Below are 19,014 nucleotides of genomic sequence, written 5' to 3'. Positions count from 1 at the left end.
TACCTCTGCTCCTATTCTAAAATAAGTTTTTTATATTTGATTTTAATTTTAAATACATTTCTCTACCCAACTCATTTCCAAATGAGTTTCTCATTCTATTATGAAAATCATTTATAGTTGAGCTTTCATTCTTTATATTAATTATTTTCGTTATATCTTTTCTTTCAATTTTAGGAATTGATTCTTTTATCAATTCTCCTATATTTTCATTTACTTGTGATACTGCAATTTCACTAACTACCTCTATATTTTCAGATACTTTATTATAATTAATAATATTTATTGTTTTGTTGAATTTGCTGTTTAGATAATTTATCGCTTGTTTGTATCCACAATCATTAGATACAATATAAACTTCATCATATCTTCCTCTAAATGTTCTTTCAGAAACATACACAACTATTTGAAAGTCTAATGAATTTTTCTCTCCAACTTCAACTTTCTCTATTAATATTTTAGCTTTAGTACTAAATAATTCTAAGCATCCATCATCTTTTATGCCCTTCATTTTATTACTTATAAATAAAACGATACTATCACTTTTAGTTAATTTATTTTCACTTATAAAGCTATAATTATTAGTATTTTCAGTATCTACTATAAACAATCTTTTCATTATAAATCCATCCTAACACCATAATTTTTCAGCCATTCTTTTCTTACTTCATAATCAGGTAATACAGAAGCAACAAGCTCCCAAAATTCTTTTGAATGGTCTTTATGATACATATGACACATCTCATGGACTACAATATAATCAAGAGCATTTGATTTAGCCATAATGCATCTCCAATTAAATAACAATTCATTTTTTGATGTACAGCTTCCCCATCTCTTCTTCTGTTCCTTAATTCTGATTTCAGTAGGCTCTATATTAAAAAAACTCTGATAATATTTAACCCTTAACTCTATTACTTCTTTAGCCTTATCCCTATACCATAGTTCCATAGCTTTTCTGATATTTTCCTCATATTTATCCATTGCTTTAACTATAAATTTGCCTCTATATAATTTCACTTTTGGATTCTTACCCCTTGAACCTGATTCAGAATCAGATTCTGAATCTAATTCTATTTGTAAAGAATAATTTCTTCCTAAGTACATAAAGGATTCTCCATTAACAAATTCCCTTTGAATAGGCATATAGTTCATGTGTTTAAAGGAATAAATCTTTTGAATAATCCAACTTCCTTTGCTCTCAACTTTTTTAAGTATTTCCTCTTCTTTTGTTCCAATTGGAGCAGTAACAGTAATATTATTAGGTGGTTCTACAGCAATTTCCATAGTCTTTCTGTTTTTAAAGATTACATGAAATGCTATATTTGTTGTTCCATACATTAACTCCAATTTCATCATCTAACCCCCAACGTTCGTCAGTTTTAAGGGATAAGTCGTAAGCTTTGAATTTACTTATAACTCTTCCTTGTTGTTTTTAATCCTTTATTAAATTACAAGATTGTAGTAACTATAAAATCTTGATTGGTACACCGTGAATTAACATTTATTAATTCTAAAAAACCTGTAACTTTTTAAGATACTCATGAATTTTAGTCTGAAGCTCATTCCTCTTATCTGCTAATTCTTTTGGTATTCTAATATATACTTCTTCCCCTTCTTCTGGAGACATTTCTTTATTTTTTACGAGTGCATATGACAGACTATATTTTATATCAAAATTGTAGCGTTTGAATATAACACCCATTTTTGAGCAACTATTTCGTATCAAAACAAAGCTTTGATACAAATCATCTCTATAGAATGGGGCATACCTATCAATAGTTCTTGAATATAAATTATATTTTTCAGCATAATCATGATATTTCTTTTCTGCCAACTCTTCTTTTTTATCATCATTTATTGGAACATTTTCAAAAGTAGGGTATAAATTTAGAGTGGCAACAATGCAGTCATGCAATTTTTCCCATATATCTTGATAAATATCAAATTCTTTGTCATATTGAACTTTAGATATATGTAATGTTCTTTCATTTATTGAATTTATTTTGTTTAAGCTGATAGATAATTGTGATTTATAACTCTCTATTTCAAGTTGATATGTTTTCTTTTCTTTCTCTAATATTCTGTTAGCCCATACTTTTCCTAACCAACTTGATAATGCAAATACAATTGCTCCACCTCCGCCTAAACTTATTAATACTGCACTTGCAATTTCAAATGTCTCTTTCATTTAATGCCTCCTCAATCTAAGATAAACATTAGGCTAAAATTATGGTTATTACAAATCTCAACAATAATGAAGTACATATATATGCTATACCAATTTATAAATATTTCAACAAAATATGGTTTTAAATTATCAATTCAAAAGTTAATTATTTCATAAAATTTTACTATTGTGGCACAATTACTGAAAAATGCGTCTTTGCTAAGTTTAACAATGGTTGTGTCATATTTTTTCTACTTTTAAGTGGTATTTGTTTAAAATAATTCTTATTAAGTAACATGAATATTGCTCTTTCAATATCAGCCGTTTTTGTTTGATTATTAGTCCAATCTACTACATAATTCTCTTCAACTGCTTTACGTACATCTATGGCAATCTTTTTAGATAGCTCTATAATATCATTACTTATATAACTTTCTGCTTCTTCCTTAACTACATTTTCTTCTATGCCTTCATCAACAATATATTTTTTTACAACTTCAAAAAAAGCATACTCTTTTTCGTCTAATCCCAAACTTTCAGCTTGAGATTTTGTACCTTTTTCTACTTCTTTTTCAATGAATTCTTCAAGCTTCTTTTTCTTCTCAATAAAATCATTCTTGGTTTCATCCAATATTTTTTGAAGCTTCTCAAGTAAACTTGTAAAGAACACTGGGTTATCATCCATCTTAACACTGATTGCATGTTTTACAGCATGTTCCATAGCAGAAGCTTGAGCTTCATCTGATTTTAAAGTATTAATCTTTGTTTTAAAATCATCTTCAAATAGTGTAATTGGTTCTATCCACTGAATAACTCCAAGAGATTTTAAATGCTCTTCAATTATTTTTCTTACTTTTTCACCACAATCACCAATATCGAGTTCATCTTGCGGACTATATTTAGCTTTTGCTCCTGCTCTAATATATCCAAGCCACTTTAAATCATTTAGTATATCTGTTCCAATATGTGAAGGCAGTAAAGCTTCTACTGCACTTGAAAAACGCTTATATCCAATTTCAAACTCGGCTCTTATATCTTTTGGTTCTACTACTTTTATTAATTCATCAAGGTTATTTTTATCTTTTCCCTTAAACATATTCATAATATCTTCTCTATAAGAAAGCATTTCCTTATATAAGTCGCCCATAGGTTGCATTGGTTCACCTAAATCTTCCTTATCAAATATAGCTAAAGCATCTTCTAAATAATCTGAAACACCATAGTAATCCACAACATAACCACATTGCTTTACAATACTGTCTTTTTTATCCTTATTCCTGTTAACTTCCATAGTACATGTTCTGTTAACTCTGGCAATGGCCTGTAGTAAATTATGTTCTTTTAATGCTCTGTCAAGATACATCACTTGCTCTATAGGTGCATCAAATCCTGTTAGAAGCATATCTTTTACTATAATGAAACAAAGCTTGTCTTTTTCAATTGGTTCTTTAAACCTATTAATTATAGTCTCTTGTTCTGCTTTAGTAGTAAAATGTTCTTTTAAGTGAGTTGGGTCATTTAACGTTCCCGAAAAAATAACCTTACATTCTAATTCCTCACCTATTATTTCCTTCATTTTATCCCTTAAAGCTGTATAGTATTTAACACACGCTTCCCTGCTTACACATACTACTTGTGCCTTAAATCCATTAGGCAATATATTATCTCTATAATGTTTAAGCATATCTATTGCAATATCCTTAATTCTGTCATCTGCTTCAATAATAGTTTTTTTGTTAGCATATTTTTGTTTTATAGCTTCTTTTTCTTCATCACTTCTATCATCAAAAGCTTCATTAAATAATTCATCTAAGCTTTCACCTTTAATATGAAGCTGTGGCATTCTTCCTTCATATATTATTTTGACAGTAGCTCCATCATCAACTGCTTCCTTAATACCATATTTATCTATATAACCACCAAAAGTTCTTGGAGTAGACTTGTCCTCTTTATCTATTGGCGTACCCGTAAATCCTATAAAAGTTGCATTAGGCAATGCAGTTCTCATATTTAAAGCTGTATCTTTATATTGACTTCTATGTGCTTCATCTGTAAGTACAATTACATTGGATTTTGTAGTTAAGACCTGATAAGGAACAATAAATTTCTTATTAACTTTCTTACCATTTTCAATGACTTCTCGTTCTTCTGTTTCACTCTCAAACTTCTGAATAGTTGTCATAATAATTTTTGGTTGAGCTTGAGATAAAAGCTCCTTCATTACAGAAATTTTATCGGCTCTTACTGGTGTAGTAATTTTAGATAGAGTTCTTATAAAAGTAGCATATATTTGCTTATCTAAATCTATTCTATCTGTTACCACTACTATAGTAGCATCTGAAAGTTCTTTAGTTCTCTTTATCTTTCTTGCCAACATTACCATTGTTAAAGATTTTCCCGACCCCTGTGTATGCCATACAACTCCGCCCCGTGATAATGAATCTTTTCCTTCATTCATCCTAATAATAGCTTTATTAACAGCTCTGAACTGTTGATATCTACATATTTTCTTAACAGTAACTCCATTATCAGCTTCAAACAATAAAAAGTTCCTCATAATATCAAGAAGATTTTTCTTTTCAAGCAAACCTTGAATAAATAAATTCTGCCCAAAATCCTCTACATCTTGCACCTTATCCCTATTAATCGGATATGCGTCTTTCCACTCTAAATAATGATTATACTTAGAACTAATTGTGCCAACATAAGCATGATACTTATTCATTATTCCAGTAAAGAAATTTGTATAGAAAAGCCTTGGATTACCTTCTAAAACATTACTATCTCTTTCATTCATATACCTTCTAAGTTGCTCAAATGCTTCTTTTTTTCCTATATTTTCATTTTTAGATTTTTCTAAAAAAGGAGATTTACATTCTAAAACCACAACAGGTATTCCATTAACGAATATAACTATATCAGGGTATATGGATTTTCCCGAAAAAGTTTTAACTTCAAACTGTCTTGTCACCCAAAAGTCATTATTGTCTACATTATCCCAATCAATAAAATTAACAGTTTGAGGCTTCTTTTGACCATTACCGTAAATGTCTTGGTCTACTGTATAATTTAAATCTACAATAGTGTCATAAAGCTTTTCATTTATTTCTAATAAGCTTGTCCCTAAATTCTCTGGTCTACTTAAAAATCTAATAGTCTTATTAATGTTACCTTCATCTATCCATGGATTTAATCTTTTCAAGGCTTTTTCAAGTCTTTTCGCAAGAATTACTTCTGTTAAAGAAGCTCTTTCTCCCTTTTCTGGAGTTAATTCTTTTCCATGAATAAAATCATATTTTAAATTATTTTGGATATATTCTATTGCTGGTAACTCTACAAGTGTTTCTTCATTACCTAAATAACTCATAATATCATCTACTTCCTATCACAATTTACTCAACATTAAAATATTCTTCAACTAAATTAAACAAATTAGGTTTTAAATTAGTTCCTATAGTATTGGCAATACAAATATAATTTTCTGCAATTAGGTACTTAAATCTATAATCATCTATGAATTTATCAATATAAATCTTATTATATAATGCTTCTAATTTTTTAGGCTTCAATATTGTATATATAGCTTCCCCTTTTACTCTTGCTGTATTAGCATTCTTATTAAATTCAAAATCTTCTAAAGCACTAATTTGTTCAGCAGAACCATTCTCTTTTATTGTTTTGGTTAATGCCTCAAATAAAATTTTAGGTTCTAAACAATCTTCTATCTCAGTAGAATAGTATTGTCCCTTCCCATCTAATTTTTTGAATTCAACTTTATTCTCTCTATCATTCTGTATTCGTACAATTTTTAATTTTTTGTTTGTTGTCATATTAGGTAATTCTATAGTTTTTAATTCATCATCGCTATCTATAATACATAAAATTTTACTTTCTAAGTATTTAGATTCATCTTTTTCTGAAAAAGGTATATAAAGATACTTATACAACTTAACTACATTTCCACATCCACCTATACTAAAAATTTTTAAATTCTTTATATCTTTTAAGTAATATTCTAAATATAACTTATCATCACTTCCTTCACATATTATCCAATTTGTTTTATCTGCTCTCATGGAACTTAATATGGATGAAGTTAGTTCAAAATAACTTTTTATCATTAAATCTTCTGGAAAACCTCTCCTGCTTTCAAAATAATTATTAAAATCAAACGAATATAGTTTTATCCTTTTTGTCCTTTCTACTTTTTCTAAATATTGTAAGCAACCTTTATTTGTGATTGGAAGAGAACCATACCAATGAGTAGTTATCATTATTTGGTGCTTACAACTCAAACTTTCAAGTCTATCAAATTGGTTAAATGCTTTTGATATATGCAACGAATTTTCAGGTTCATCAATTGCAAAAATTATTTTTTTATGAGTAGTATCACTATTTAAAAGAAATGCTGTAGCTATATCAATTAATGCTATTCTTTGTTCTCCTGAACTTAACTCTTCTACTTCTTGTTTATCTTTCTTTAATGTTCTTATAGAAAAATAAGCCTCTAAAATTTTTTTTCTGACATCACTTGATGTAAGATTTTTTTTATACGTTCCTTCCACTTTAAAAGCGTATTCATCATCAATTTTTTTAATTGTTTCATTTATTGAATCCATATATTCATTTAATGAGTTATTTAAAAAATCAATAACACTTATAGCTTTTTTCCCATCTTTGAAATTTTTTTCATTTAAAATTAAATCTATTTTATTCAAAATATCTGTATTCATTAATTCCTGTAATTCTTTACCCTCAATTTTAAGTATTTGGCTTGGTGCTGTTTGTGTGGGTATATATACATATGAATACATATTTCTCATAACATCAATTAAACAACTGTATTCAAAATTTCTTAATTCATCTGGCCTCTTCTCCATCACATCTCTATTAAAAGTGATAAAATTCACTTTTGATTTATTTTCGTATTCAATACCTAAAATAAATAAATAATATTTTTCACTCCCATACTCTTCTTTAAGATTATTTCGAAATTCAAAGAATCTTTTAAATTCATCTGAAGATAAATTTGCATTTGCATCTGATGATACATTCCAAAAATAATCACTTAAAAATTCAATAAATTTTAATACATCTGTAAGATAACTTAATTCTTGTTCTATTTCATCCTTTTTCAACAAAAATATTGGTGCTATAAACGCTTCATCTTTTTTTCCAAATTTATTTTTATTCCAATATTCATTATTAAAAAAAGTATTAAGTGCTTCTAATACTGAGCTTTTTCCCACACCATTATCTCCTATGAATTCAGAATACTTATTATTGTAATCATTACAAATAGGTATAAAATAAAGACCTTGATATATCTTGTAATGCCTTAAAAATAATCCAGCTATCATTTTTATTCCATATTTAACCTTTCATTTATGTAGTATAGTAATATCTATCATATAAGTAATTTATCGGCTTGAATTAATAAACTCTAATCTTCCCTGTCAAAAGTTTCTGCATAAGTCCTTTTTTAAGTTCTTGAAGTTTTTCTTTTCTAAATTCATATTGCTCTATTTTTTCATCTACGGAGGATAGTATTGAAGCTATTTGCTTTTGTTCATTAAATGATGGTATCGGAATTATCAAAGGATTTATATGTTTGTTGTTTATCTGTGGAACAGCAGTTGTATCAGCAAATTTTTGTAATCCAATGAATTTCAATAAATAAAATAAAAATTCATTTTCTAAACCTTCCTTACAATTTAAGCCCATTACATTTGTATCAAAATATCCTTCTTTGCTTAATATTGCTACTTTATTTGTAAATATTGAAGCACCTCTTTTAGGAAAAACCACCATTCCTTTTGTCATCAACTCATAATTACAAATATCAAACCAAACCTTAGCTCTGGTTAAATATTTCCCAGTATAATTCATATCATCTACTTTATAAAATGGATACTCTCCTTCATCATTCAATTTAAAGTTGCTTGGAGAATTTCCACTTCTTATATCTACACAACTTCCTAATTCCTTAATTCCCCACTCCTCTGGTATCTTACCTATCTCCGTATCCTTAAATCTATCATGTCCAATCCCTTTTGTAAGAAGCCTCTGCATAAGCCCTTTTTTTAGTTCCTTTGTCTTTTCTATAAGATTATCAGCATTTTCTATTTTTTCATCTACTGATGATAGAATTAATGATATTTTTTGTTGTTCGCATAATGTTGGTATAAAAACCTTTATACTTCTAACTTGTTGAAAGTTCAATCCTTCTCTGCTTGAACCTCCATTAAATGAATCAATCTGCTTTTTCCCCATTTCTGAATTTATAAAAATACTTATGTATTCTGGGTCAGCTTTTTTAACAGCTCTTATTATACATACATGTTGATTTACATTTCCTCTACCAAATCCAATAGGTACTACTGTACATCTACCTATAGAAGCTCCTGTAATATTTAACAGTATATCTTTATCTTTAATTTGAGTTCTTTTCATTTTTTCATTTTGTTCTTCATCTATATAAACTACATTGTCTAAAAACAATCCTTCTGGATAAACATTTTGACTTCTTATAAAAGGTATACCTTCATCTTTATAAACGCTCTGTCCACCTTTAGGTGTTACTCCACTGCCAACAAACTCCGAAACTGTATCTATATCTATAAAATCCCACTCAACAGGTATCTCACCTAACTCTGTCATTTTATATCCATCTTTAACTTTCTCCACTATTCTGCCACCGCTCTCTCTATATTATCTTCATAACTAACCAAACAAGGAAAGTATTAATCAAATAATAAAGTATTTTTCCACCTATACTTCCAAACAATACTCCATATGCTCTACCATAACTAAAAATTCTTCCAACAATTCTAAATGTTATTATTGATAATGGAATTCCAATTACAGCAGACTTAAATTCATTTGTAGCCCAAAACACCTTAAATACCATTAAGAATCCATTTATTAAGGGTTCGTAAAACATCTTACCTATATCTATACTATTCATATGCCTTTAACCCCCGACATCCTTAATCCTACTCTATTTCTTCAAACCCTAATTCTTTCAAATAACCATTCAACCTTAATCCTATCTCTTCTTCTTTTACTCTTAAATCGTTTATCTCCCCAATAACTGCTTCAATATTTACCTCTTCCTCTTCTTCACTTGTATCCACATATCTACTGATATTTAGGTTATAATCATTTTCCTTTATAGCTTCTATATCAACTACATTTGCATACTTTTCTACATCTATATATTCATCATAAGCCTTAACTATTTTGTCTATATCTTCATCTCTTACTCTATTCTTGTTTCCATCCTTAACAAAATCGTTACTTCCATCTATAAATAAAACCTTATTTCTTCTATCTTCTGGCTTATTCTTATTAATCACTATAACGGCCGCAGGAATACCTGTACCATAGAATATATTTTGTGGTAATCCAATTATAGCTTCAACTAAATCATCCTTTAAAAAACCTTCTCTTATCTTTCCTTCTGCTCCACCTCTAAATAAAACTCCATGAGGCACTACTGACGCCATCTTACCTTTTACATTTAGACTTGCTACCATATGAGATACAAAAGCAAGGTCTCCATAGGATTTAGGTGGTATTCCATATGGGAATCTATGATATTGGTCAGCACTTGCTTCTTCTAATCCCCAGTTACTCAAACTAAAAGGAGGATTTGCCAATACCTTATCATATGTCTTTAAAACTCCACCCTCTGTATGTTTAGGTTCTCTAATTGTATCTCCTTTTTGAATATCTGCACCCTTAGCTCCATGGAATAACATATTCATCTTACATATTGCCCATGTAGAAAGGTTAATTTCTTGACCAAATAAAGATATGTTTTTATAATTTCCACCTTGATTCTTTATGTATTGCAATGATTGAATAAGCATACCACCTGAACCAGAAGTTGGGTCGTAGATTCTATCACCTTCTTGTGGTTTTAAAATATTTACCATTATTTTAACAATTTCTGTTGGAGAATAAAATTCTCCGCCTTTTTTCCCGCCTTCATCTGCAAATTGTTTTATTAAATACTGGTAAGCATCTCCCAATATATCTTCTGATTCAAGATTAGAGTTTGCAAGATTAATAGTATCAAGTAACAAAAGAAGTTGTGAAAGCTTCTTGTCTGGAACTCTTTCTTTATCATTATAGTTAGCTGTAGTAAGAACTCCTATAAGCTCTGCATTTTTAGGCTCATCTTCTAATGCTTTAAAAGCCTTATCTAACTCTGGTCCTACATTTAAATTCAAATTCTTGAGCTTACTCCATCTTGCACTTTCAGGTACATAAAAAGTCTCATAAATAGAACTATCATCTAACAGCATTTCCACTTCTTCTGCAACCATTCCCTGCTCAGCAAATTCCTTATTTCTAATTTCTCTTTCTTCATCAAATTCATCATTTAATCTCTTTAAAAATAATAATCCAAATATGTAATCTTTATATTCTGCGGCCGATAATTCACCTCTTAAAATATCTGCACATGACCACAATACACCCTCTAAATTTTGTAATGTTAATTTCTCCATAATCTTATCTCCTCGTCAATCTATATCCATTATTTTAGTATATTCGTTATGATAATCTATACATTTTAGTTTACCACATTTTTGCATTTTTTTGTCTATATAAATTAGATTTAAGGAAGTTTATAATATTAATAAAAAACTCCTATTTAACCATATCAGTTAATAGGAGTTTTACATGTATATAATATTTTTATTTAACACTAACCCAAATATATCGGTTTATTTTCCAAAGAAGCTTTATGCACTATTTCAGTTGTAATTAAAGGCACGTCATAATTTTCTACAATTTCAAATGTTATATCTTTTACACTTCCCGGTTTTACAATGAATTCAGTAGCACCATCTTCTAAATCCTCACTCTCATAACCATAAATGAAGGTTTTATCTCTATTACCATCGAATAAAATATCTTTTACATGCACGTATCCAGTAGCTATTTTACCTTTTGTTAATGTATTATCTGCAAAAACATAGGACTCAGCGAATTCTTTATTGGTTGTCCACAACATACCTTGCTTTTCATCCTTATTTAATCCATTTATTCCCCTATATACCTTTATATATCCGTTCTCATCTGCTAATGGATTATTTTTAGCATTTTCTGATATCTCTTTAGGAATAATATTACACATATCATTTACTATTTCGTTTGGCATATCGATAATTGGTCTTTTTATTTCCCACATTATTTCAATAAAATTTTTATATTTTTCTTCATCTGACATTTTACCATATTTATAAAAAATCAAATATGCAATAGGTCTCATATCATATGGGCAGTTAATCCCCAAAAATTCATCTTCCCATGATTCGTAGAATAATTTTTCTTTCTCAAGAAATTTACATTTAAGTTTCTCTTTTTTTTCTTCTACTGTTTCTGTTTCTGTTCCATTATTCATAGTAAGCATAATCCATGGTGCTTCTTGAAAATCGAAAATAAACTTTCCATCAAAATAAATTCTATTATTAGTTAAAAGGTGAACTTTGTAATTTTCCTTTAAGCAATAAACATATAAGTTTTCAATGTTCCTCCCTAAGTCATTTAAAATATCAATACTTACTTGTAGACCTAATTTCTCAATTTGAAACTTCTCTAACGCTTTTTCAATATCTTCAAGATTTTCTTTCTTATAAGATTTAAACCCATAGTCCTCCAAATTAATATGTTTCTCCATAAACAGTCCCCCTTAGATAGATTAATTTGTAATACTGTCAATTTTTGTACTTTATATCACTATTTTAGTATAGTATTTTTTATTCTCATTGTAAATTAATAACATATACTACATTTTTATCTTTTTATTCTTATTTATTTAATAAACGACAATTTTTTATAAATAAAGCTCTGCATACATACTAAGCAGTTGTATACAGAGCTTTATTTTAAAATTATTTCTCCTTGATTCTATTCCCCTATTTCAAGTGTTCTATAGTCTCCGAATCAACACCTATAACATTTCCAATTTGTTCATTATCCCATCCGCATGATATTGCAAGCTGTGCTAAAATCATTCTATAGTCATCTATCACAAACTTCATTTCCTTAATTCTTTTTAATAAAACATCAATGCCTTCTTTTGAATACATATTATTATTTTCCATCATTAAAATTATTTCCCCCTTAATTCTATCTATTTCTTGGAATCCAAGAAGTAGATTTTATATCTTCTGCTACATTCTCCACATAATCACTACTTACTTCAAGGGCTTCCCCTATACATTCATAATCCGGCTCAACACCCCTTATAGTGTACTCATGTAGCTCATTTTTTATTGCTTCATATAATTCATCCATAGCTATATCAAACCTCACTCATTGCTTTTTTTCTCATGAATTCATTGTATTCCTCAACAGTATGTACTTTCTCTGGTTCTATTCTTTCCAAGAAAACTGTGGCTTCTTCATCTGCATTGTGAAATGCTGATACTGATTTACAAATTTCCTTAGCTTTCATAAAAGTCTTCAAATCTTCTTTAGAAACATAAGCACCCATATGCCACCTTATCATTAAGCTCTCTTCTAAAGAGACCTTAATGAATTGTTGTAGAATTGCTAAGCTCTTTTCGCCATGACCTAACGGAACCAAATCTTCTGTTATATATGTTTCATATGCTACCCATTTATTAGTTACTGGGTCTTTTTTCAATTTCAATCCCTTATTATAGATATTACATTTACATAAATCGTGTGCATATCCAGCTATGTAAATACTTTCATCTGAAACTCCTAATGAAAATCTTTCATTTTTCTCCTTAAATAATTCAACAACATTATGAGAATGTTCTGCTAATCCACCTTCAAAATTACTGTGAAATTTAGTTGATGCAGGCGCTGTAAAATAATCAGTTTTTTCTTCTAAGTATTTTACTAATTCATCTATGCCATCTCTTCTAATTGATAACAATCTATCTTTTATAAGTGCTTCTATATCATTGTTCATTATACTCACCTCATATTAATTTATTATTCTGATAGTATTATGCGCGAATATAAAGATTTCTATACATACCTATAACTTATTTATTATTTACCACCGTTGAACATTCTATACGTTGTTTATAAAATATTTTTATATTTTTATTGACTATATAATATGAATTTATAAAATCAAAGAGAGCACAAATTAGTGCTCTTTTATGCTAAAAATCAAATTATTTTTGTTTTATTCATTTTGAATTTATTATAGCTATTACAATATCATCTACATCCAATAATATTACATTAAGCTTTCCAACTCCTCTTATCAATATAGTTACGTAAAAGCTCTGCATAACTAATAAGAAAGGCACCATTTAAATTCTATTTTTTTAATATAAATTGGTTAAGAATATTGTATCCTTAGTTCTATTCCAAAATTTAAATATTAAGAATTAGTTTTGATACCATCTAACATTTTAAATATTATTTTTTCTGTTTTTTCTAATCCATATTTTCTTATATAATATTCCAACCTTGCTTTCATTTTAGTATTAGTATCATTTGTTGTGATACATATATTTCCACTAATATATCCTAAATTACTGTTAATTCTGTCAATCGAAAAAACATCTCCATTATTGCCTCTGGTCCCCATCCCTAACTTAATAGACTCTTCTGTAAAGAAATCCTTTCCTTTTTGTTCTATCCAACATTGTCTAACTATTTTATCTAATCTATCTATATCAACAACATCCAACCCCCTTTTCTTTCCCGTATAAATGGTACGTTTCAAATGATAATAGTACCACTTTCTGCGTTTGTTTATGTTTGCTATTTTTTTACTACAAATCTTGCAAATTGGTTGGTATTTTCCTTTCCCTCTTTCGTAAAATTCAGTTAGTGGAAGCCACCAACCATGTTCTGAATTAGGCTCATGCAATTTACAGGTGCATTCCTTCCCCAAAACCCTATCTATTTCAAAAATTTTTATTTTAGTCTTCTTGTTTTTGCGTCCTTTAGGATATCCAATGCTTGGCACTTGCAGTTCTGGTAATTTTTCCATATCACTTCACCTCATCTTATGTATTTTATCAAGATTAGTGTTTACTAAGCTAACAGAAAATATTCATCTTATATAAATAAATTAGTTTATGCAATTTTTGATATAGTATACGTTGTTTATAAAATATTTCTATTTTGATATTGACTATATAACATGAACAAAAAAGAGGGATTTACCTCTTTTTTGTAGCGTCAAGGGATAAATATACTTATTCTTTAAGACTAAATCATTCTTTTTATACTAAAAAACATTTACAATTGAAATATTTTGATATTATAAGATAAATTGTATATTTATTTTGTTAAATAATGTATACTATTGAATATAATCCATTATTAGGAGGTAATATTGATGATATATATAGATGCTAACGTATCAGCTGAAGCAATAAAAGTAAGAAAAACTATGGAAGAAAGATTAGAAGAAATTTTTAGAAATATTGATGATAATTCGAAAAAAGAAAAAACTCTAAATGATATAGAATCTCTTAAAGAGTATATAAGCAACTATTTAAGTTATAGTAAACTTGTAAAAATTCATATTCCTAAAAAAGAAGACTCTCGCAGAACCTTTTTTAAACCAGTTAATAAATTTAATGAAGTTGACTATGATGTAAAAAATGATGAATCAATAATACAGGAAGAAACCCCAGATGATTTTAAAGATAATAGATTGTTATTTAAATTAATTGTTATCAACTTTTTAGATTCTTTGAAAGAATGTTTAAAAAGCAGAAAATTTAGCCTTGATGCTAAAAAATATGAATACATTAATTCTACCTTTGGTACATTGCTTGTAATTTTAAACAAAGATAACAGCCTTATTAATGCTATGAATAAGGATTTTGTTAGTAACATAGATGATAGAAATAAAACAGTAGTAATAACCCCAGAAATTTTTTATATGTTTAGCTCAGAAGGTGAAATTGTACAAGCAGATTCAGACTTTCTCTTTGACTATTTATATGAATTTTTCAATAAAAACTAAAAATATAGTTGATTACAAAAAGCCATCTGTTGTTAAAAGTATATAAGTGGTATTTTCACCTATAATACAAAGCCTATATCTTATTTTACTTAGTAATTTAAGATATAGGCTAATTTATTTGTATTATTGATAAGTTATTAGTAACGTTATCAATAACTATTGCTTCATATTTTAAGAATGAGTCTACGCATCTACATAATTTCAACTTTTATTAAATGTTATAACTTTCAAATGAATTCTTAAATAATTACTTAACTATACTGATTTTATTTAAACTAATTAATGTTGCACAGTCATCCCCTTTATTACTTACTGAACAGATTCCATACCATAAATCATTTGGATAGTCTCTTCTTATTATTTTATCATAATAAGAAGGCTCAGATGGTATGAACTCGTTAGGATTTAAATACGTATCATACACAATATACTTTATTTTTTTACCATTATACTCTAAATCATATAATTTATTGACCCATGTACTACCACCCTCATATGCATATTTCACAATACGAATTGCATCCTTCTTTCCATTTCTAATGTTTTCCATAAAATCATCAAGGTTGTTAATATTATAAATTTTTGTATCATTATGTGTTTTACTTGATACCAAATCAAGAGATGAAATTTCTACAATATCTCCTTTACTTATTGCTTTTTTATAACTTAAAGATTTATTATTTAAAACATCAGTTTTATCCAATAAATTAGGTGTAAGAGTTGATATAATATTTACTTTTTGTATTGGTTGTTTTAGTGTATTGTTGTTGTTTTCTATTGTTTGTATTGCTGTCGATATTGATAATAGTGCAATTGTTATAATTATAGATTCTATTTTCAAGTAAATCCCTCCAGTTATTCAGATATAATTTGGAGAACTTTATTGACTTATCAAAAAAATTAAACTAATAAAAATTCCCTAACTATGTCTTTAGCAATAGAAGGTTAATTTATTTTACTATGGTTATAACTTAATATATATACACAATACTTTACAAATGTTAACTTTTATCCTGTCTAAGTATTATGTATTATATTCAAAGCATTAATATATTTTAATACTATTATAGCTATAAAACTAATAAAAAGTATTTTATCAACTACTCCATCAGCACTACATAGTTTTAAACATATTCCATTCTTTAATGGATATAATAGTCTAACTTCTTTTTTATTCAACATATCAGCTAATATGTGAGCTATATATCCTATAAGGAACCATGTATATAAAGAACCCACCAACATGTATACCGGAACCGTATATGCTACAATACCAATCAGACTATGTGTAAATCCTCTATGTGATGAAAACTTACCTATTATTAATGCTACTACTAATATCGCTAATGCAGGAAACATTTGCGTTATTGTTTTATTTTCAGTTATATAGTTTAAAACACTAATATTAAATTTTGTTTTAAGAATTACTCCTAAAATCATAAGTATTATAGCACCTCCAAAAGCTTCTTTAAGAAGCACAGCACCTTTTGATTTAGCAGTATCTATATCTACTATCAAAGAACCAATTAATGATAATGTAGTTCCTCCAATAATAGTTTTTGCATCATTTGTAGGAAGTAATAATGTTGCTATTCCTACGCCAACTGCCATATGTGTTTTTCCTGTCATATCTATCGCCCCCTTATTTATTCGGTAATTACAATTTGTTCATATTTTATATTCACATTCTCTTTCCTTTTGCATTCAAAATATTATAAATAACTACTTTAACTTTTTCTAATCTCATTTTTTGTGTTACTTGATTGATTATATCATTCCTTAGCATATTCATAAATATATTATAACTGCTTCTATGTTTTACATACCTAATTAAATATTATCCCTTAATCCTAAACAGGTTTGTCTTTCAAAAGCAATCAAAAAAGCCCTACATATGAACGTCTTTATGTCATACATATAGCTTTATTTTTTCGAAACTTTTTTAGCAACGGACAACCTTAACCCTATCAAAATTCCTGCTCTCTATCAACATTTCATCAAGGTTTATCAAAATCAACAATCTTTAGTTACTGACCACAACAATCTTGCATTTTGTAGACAATTGTGCTTAAATTCAAAGTTACTTAAAATAAAAGCTCTGCGAATTTAATATAATTTGCAGAACTTTTACAACCAGATAACTATTCCCACTCATTGTAAAATTCTTCAACAGCTTGTCTAAAGTTATCCAACTTCAACATACTTGCTATAATTGCGCTATTATATTCCTTAACGTATTCCCCTTCAACTGCATCACCATTAAATATTTTATCTCTATATAGTTTTGCAATTATAATATTGGTTTCTTCTAATTTATGAGTATCTTCTACTACTTTTATAATTCCTATTTCTAAATCCAGATAGCATATTGCCCCAGATTCATTATTTTTTTGTTTGTTAATCAAAAGTTCCGCTATCTCTTTAACCGGTGTTTCTTCAACTATTCTTATTGCATTTTCTTTTTCTATAACATCATATCCATTAACTTCTACCTTATCATTAACTAACCAAACATATTTTTCATATTTTACTGCATCTTCTTTATTTTCAAAAACTATTCCATGTTCTTCTGCATATTCAACACCATCCCAAACTCCTATAGTATTAAAATCATAAATATGGTCTGAGAAAGACTCATCTTCAACAAAATACATTATTTTTATTACTGCTCCCAATGCTATAGCTTCTTTAATCTCTGTGTTTTCAGTATCGATATCTTTATCAATATCTATTAAAATATTATTGTCTGTTAAGAAATAGTAAGTTTCAGATATATGCTTCCCCTCTATAGCTGTTTCAAGTTGTTTAGAATAATAATCAAGTTCTCCACCAACTGCATCTGTTAATTGTAATACCTTTAATTTTTTCATATTAATATAATCCTCCATATTCTATAAATTTAATCAAATTATCAATTCTGATTTTATACCTGTATAGTCAACTTTATATAAATTGCCACTCAATCTTTTCAAATTTTTCCCATAGGTACTTTATTTATATTGTAGCTTTTTGCTATATAAATGTATATCGATTTTATGCACTACCACTGAGAATACTTTCAGTATTCAGATTTAAAGGATAAGTTGCATAAAGCTATTAACATCACTCGGTTTTCTCAACTTTTTCCAGTATGAATACAATAGATATTTTTTGTAAAAACTACTACTAAATATACAAGCTATGATAATAAGAGGTATTAAAAATGAGTATAAATTATGATGAATTTAAACAGTTTATAGAAAGAGATTTAATTATTGCAGATGAAATTACATTAGGTGATACTATATTATTCACTGAAGACGTATATTCAGAAGATTTTCCCCATGCCAGAAAAATTGGGCTAAGGACTATTTTAGCAACAATTATTAAGCAATTTTATGGTAATAGATATATGACCTTTTCCTTAGAAATTAGATATGCAATAGGGTGCGAATCAGCTGATATTATAAAACAACGATTTATTAGAAGAAGGGACTATAAATTATTTTATAAAAAACCAATATATAGAGAACTTTGGAAAAATGATAATTGTGAACTAAATAGATGCTATTTAGTAGATGAGCAAAGACTTTATAAGTATTATTTATCACAAAAATGTTAATATAATTATATTTGTCGCTAATTTTTTGGTTATATATTATTCTTCTACTTAAACAATTTAAAATTATCCCTTAATCCTGTAAGAAAGAATTTTTTATTTTAAAAAATTCTTTCTTATCTATGTTCCCTAATAAAATAGTTTCGAACTTCCCCCACCACCTCCAACCCCTTATTCCATCAAGGCTAACCGCACCTCTTTCAAATCCAGTGATAAAAAAGTTTCGAAAGAAAAAACATGTTAAAACCCCTACTTATCCACAGG

At 27.9% G+C, this 19,014-nt stretch carries 18 protein-coding genes; 2 read left to right on the top strand and 16 right to left on the bottom strand.

Annotated elements, in window-relative coordinates; translation table 11 throughout:
• Positions 1 to 16: 16 nt before the first annotated feature.
• From LLF98_RS11185 to LLF98_RS11125, 13 genes are all read right to left on the bottom strand, one after another.
• On the bottom strand, positions 17 to 616 hold the full coding sequence (locus LLF98_RS11185; protein WP_291703587.1) for a PIN domain-containing protein: 600 nt from the start codon (positions 614 to 616) through the stop codon (positions 17 to 19).
• Complete coding sequence (locus tag LLF98_RS11180; RefSeq protein WP_291703585.1) at positions 616 to 1,353, bottom strand: SprT family zinc-dependent metalloprotease; 738 nt, start codon at positions 1,351 to 1,353, stop codon at positions 616 to 618. Before LLF98_RS11180 ends, LLF98_RS11185 begins: the two co-directional genes overlap by 1 nt.
• Positions 1,354 to 1,510: 157 nt before the next feature.
• On the bottom strand, positions 1,511 to 2,188 hold the full coding sequence (locus LLF98_RS11175; protein ID WP_291703583.1) for a hypothetical protein: 678 nt from the start codon (positions 2,186 to 2,188) through the stop codon (positions 1,511 to 1,513).
• Between the two features lie 163 nt (positions 2,189 to 2,351).
• Positions 2,352 to 5,534 (bottom strand): type I restriction endonuclease subunit R, encoded by a 3,183-nt coding sequence (locus tag LLF98_RS11170; RefSeq protein WP_291703581.1) that lies wholly within the window; start codon positions 5,532 to 5,534, stop codon positions 2,352 to 2,354.
• 25 nt (positions 5,535 to 5,559) lie between these two features.
• Positions 5,560 to 7,527, bottom strand: a complete 1,968-nt coding sequence (locus LLF98_RS11165; RefSeq protein WP_291703579.1) for an AAA family ATPase — start codon at positions 7,525 to 7,527, stop codon at positions 5,560 to 5,562.
• A gap of 73 nt (positions 7,528 to 7,600) precedes the next feature.
• Entirely contained in the window at positions 7,601 to 8,854 is a 1,254-nt protein-coding gene (locus tag LLF98_RS11160; protein ID WP_291703577.1) for a restriction endonuclease subunit S, read from the bottom strand.
• 19 nt (positions 8,855 to 8,873) lie between these two features.
• The gene (locus LLF98_RS11155) at positions 8,874 to 9,134 is read right to left on the bottom strand and encodes a hypothetical protein (protein WP_291703575.1); all 261 of its coding nucleotides are present in this window, start codon (positions 9,132 to 9,134) and stop codon (positions 8,874 to 8,876) included.
• A gap of 28 nt (positions 9,135 to 9,162) precedes the next feature.
• Positions 9,163 to 10,683 (bottom strand): type I restriction-modification system subunit M, encoded by a 1,521-nt coding sequence (locus LLF98_RS11150; RefSeq protein ID WP_291703572.1) that lies wholly within the window; start codon positions 10,681 to 10,683, stop codon positions 9,163 to 9,165.
• 200 nt (positions 10,684 to 10,883) lie between these two features.
• A complete protein-coding gene (locus LLF98_RS11145) occupies positions 10,884 to 11,858 on the bottom strand; it encodes a hypothetical protein (RefSeq protein ID WP_291703570.1) in 975 nt (324 codons plus the stop codon).
• A gap of 238 nt (positions 11,859 to 12,096) precedes the next feature.
• A complete protein-coding gene (locus LLF98_RS11140; protein WP_291703568.1) occupies positions 12,097 to 12,288 on the bottom strand; it encodes a hypothetical protein in 192 nt (63 codons plus the stop codon).
• Between the two features lie 22 nt (positions 12,289 to 12,310).
• Positions 12,311 to 12,478 (bottom strand): hypothetical protein, encoded by a 168-nt coding sequence (locus LLF98_RS11135; protein ID WP_291703567.1) that lies wholly within the window; start codon positions 12,476 to 12,478, stop codon positions 12,311 to 12,313.
• A 7-nt stretch (positions 12,479 to 12,485) separates the two neighbouring features.
• On the bottom strand, positions 12,486 to 13,124 hold the full coding sequence (locus LLF98_RS11130) for an HD domain-containing protein (RefSeq protein WP_291703565.1): 639 nt from the start codon (positions 13,122 to 13,124) through the stop codon (positions 12,486 to 12,488).
• A gap of 423 nt (positions 13,125 to 13,547) precedes the next feature.
• Positions 13,548 to 14,165 carry a hypothetical protein gene (locus LLF98_RS11125; RefSeq protein ID WP_291703563.1) on the bottom strand — a complete coding sequence of 206 codons (618 nt, stop codon included), beginning with the start codon at positions 14,163 to 14,165 and terminating at the stop codon, positions 13,548 to 13,550.
• Between the two features lie 351 nt (positions 14,166 to 14,516).
• Between LLF98_RS11125 and LLF98_RS11120 the strand changes: the two genes are divergently transcribed.
• The gene (locus tag LLF98_RS11120; protein WP_291703561.1) at positions 14,517 to 15,152 is read left to right on the top strand and encodes a hypothetical protein; all 636 of its coding nucleotides are present in this window, start codon (positions 14,517 to 14,519) and stop codon (positions 15,150 to 15,152) included.
• A 247-nt stretch (positions 15,153 to 15,399) separates the two neighbouring features.
• Here the strand turns inward: LLF98_RS11120 and LLF98_RS11115 are convergent, their stop codons facing one another.
• The 3 genes from LLF98_RS11115 to LLF98_RS11105 all read right to left on the bottom strand — a co-directional run bounded on the left by LLF98_RS11115 (position 15,400) and on the right by LLF98_RS11105 (position 18,022).
• Positions 15,400 to 15,993 (bottom strand): DUF4362 domain-containing protein, encoded by a 594-nt coding sequence (locus LLF98_RS11115; RefSeq protein WP_291703559.1) that lies wholly within the window; start codon positions 15,991 to 15,993, stop codon positions 15,400 to 15,402.
• 176 nt (positions 15,994 to 16,169) lie between these two features.
• Positions 16,170 to 16,781, bottom strand: a complete 612-nt coding sequence (locus LLF98_RS11110) for a metal-dependent hydrolase (protein WP_291703557.1) — start codon at positions 16,779 to 16,781, stop codon at positions 16,170 to 16,172.
• Between the two features lie 512 nt (positions 16,782 to 17,293).
• Positions 17,294 to 18,022: a hypothetical protein gene (locus tag LLF98_RS11105; RefSeq protein ID WP_291703555.1), complete on the bottom strand. Its 729-nt coding sequence runs from the start codon at positions 18,020 to 18,022 to the stop codon at positions 17,294 to 17,296.
• 332 nt (positions 18,023 to 18,354) lie between these two features.
• Here LLF98_RS11105 and LLF98_RS11100 point away from each other — a divergent pair, with 332 nt between their 5' ends.
• Positions 18,355 to 18,753 carry a hypothetical protein gene (locus LLF98_RS11100; RefSeq protein WP_291703553.1) on the top strand — a complete coding sequence of 133 codons (399 nt, stop codon included), beginning with the start codon at positions 18,355 to 18,357 and terminating at the stop codon, positions 18,751 to 18,753.
• Positions 18,754 to 19,014: the final 261 nt, after the last annotated feature.

The sequence above is a fragment of the Clostridium sp. genome (assembly GCF_021372645.1).
In the GTDB taxonomy this organism is placed as follows: Bacteria; Bacillota; Clostridia; order Clostridiales; family Clostridiaceae; genus Clostridium.
Note: the sequence above shows the minus strand (reverse complement) of the source record. Positions and strands in the feature narration are given on the sequence as shown.

Excerpts from the sequence above, each read along its gene's own strand:
- LLF98_RS11185 (WP_291703587.1), bottom strand. The coding sequence starts at position 616 with ATGAAAAGATTGTTTATAGTAGATACTGAAAATACTAATAATTATAGC.
- LLF98_RS11180 (WP_291703585.1), bottom strand. The coding sequence starts at position 1,353 with ATGAAATTGGAGTTAATGTATGGAACAACAAATATAGCATTTCATGTA.
- LLF98_RS11175 (WP_291703583.1), bottom strand. The coding sequence starts at position 2,188 with ATGAAAGAGACATTTGAAATTGCAAGTGCAGTATTAATAAGTTTAGGC.
- LLF98_RS11170 (WP_291703581.1), bottom strand. The coding sequence starts at position 5,534 with ATGAGTTATTTAGGTAATGAAGAAACACTTGTAGAGTTACCAGCAATA.
- LLF98_RS11165 (WP_291703579.1), bottom strand. The coding sequence starts at position 7,527 with ATGATAGCTGGATTATTTTTAAGGCATTACAAGATATATCAAGGTCTT.
- LLF98_RS11155 (WP_291703575.1), bottom strand. The coding sequence starts at position 9,134 with ATGAATAGTATAGATATAGGTAAGATGTTTTACGAACCCTTAATAAAT.
- LLF98_RS11150 (WP_291703572.1), bottom strand. The coding sequence starts at position 10,683 with ATGGAGAAATTAACATTACAAAATTTAGAGGGTGTATTGTGGTCATGT.
- LLF98_RS11145 (WP_291703570.1), bottom strand. The coding sequence starts at position 11,858 with ATGGAGAAACATATTAATTTGGAGGACTATGGGTTTAAATCTTATAAG.
- LLF98_RS11140 (WP_291703568.1), bottom strand. The coding sequence starts at position 12,288 with ATGATGGAAAATAATAATATGTATTCAAAAGAAGGCATTGATGTTTTA.
- LLF98_RS11135 (WP_291703567.1), bottom strand. The coding sequence starts at position 12,478 with ATGGATGAATTATATGAAGCAATAAAAAATGAGCTACATGAGTACACT.
- LLF98_RS11130 (WP_291703565.1), bottom strand. The coding sequence starts at position 13,124 with ATGAACAATGATATAGAAGCACTTATAAAAGATAGATTGTTATCAATT.
- LLF98_RS11125 (WP_291703563.1), bottom strand. The coding sequence starts at position 14,165 with ATGGAAAAATTACCAGAACTGCAAGTGCCAAGCATTGGATATCCTAAA.
- LLF98_RS11120 (WP_291703561.1), top strand. The coding sequence starts at position 14,517 with ATGATATATATAGATGCTAACGTATCAGCTGAAGCAATAAAAGTAAGA.
- LLF98_RS11110 (WP_291703557.1), bottom strand. The coding sequence starts at position 16,781 with ATGACAGGAAAAACACATATGGCAGTTGGCGTAGGAATAGCAACATTA.
- LLF98_RS11105 (WP_291703555.1), bottom strand. The coding sequence starts at position 18,022 with ATGAAAAAATTAAAGGTATTACAATTAACAGATGCAGTTGGTGGAGAA.
- LLF98_RS11100 (WP_291703553.1), top strand. The coding sequence starts at position 18,355 with ATGAGTATAAATTATGATGAATTTAAACAGTTTATAGAAAGAGATTTA.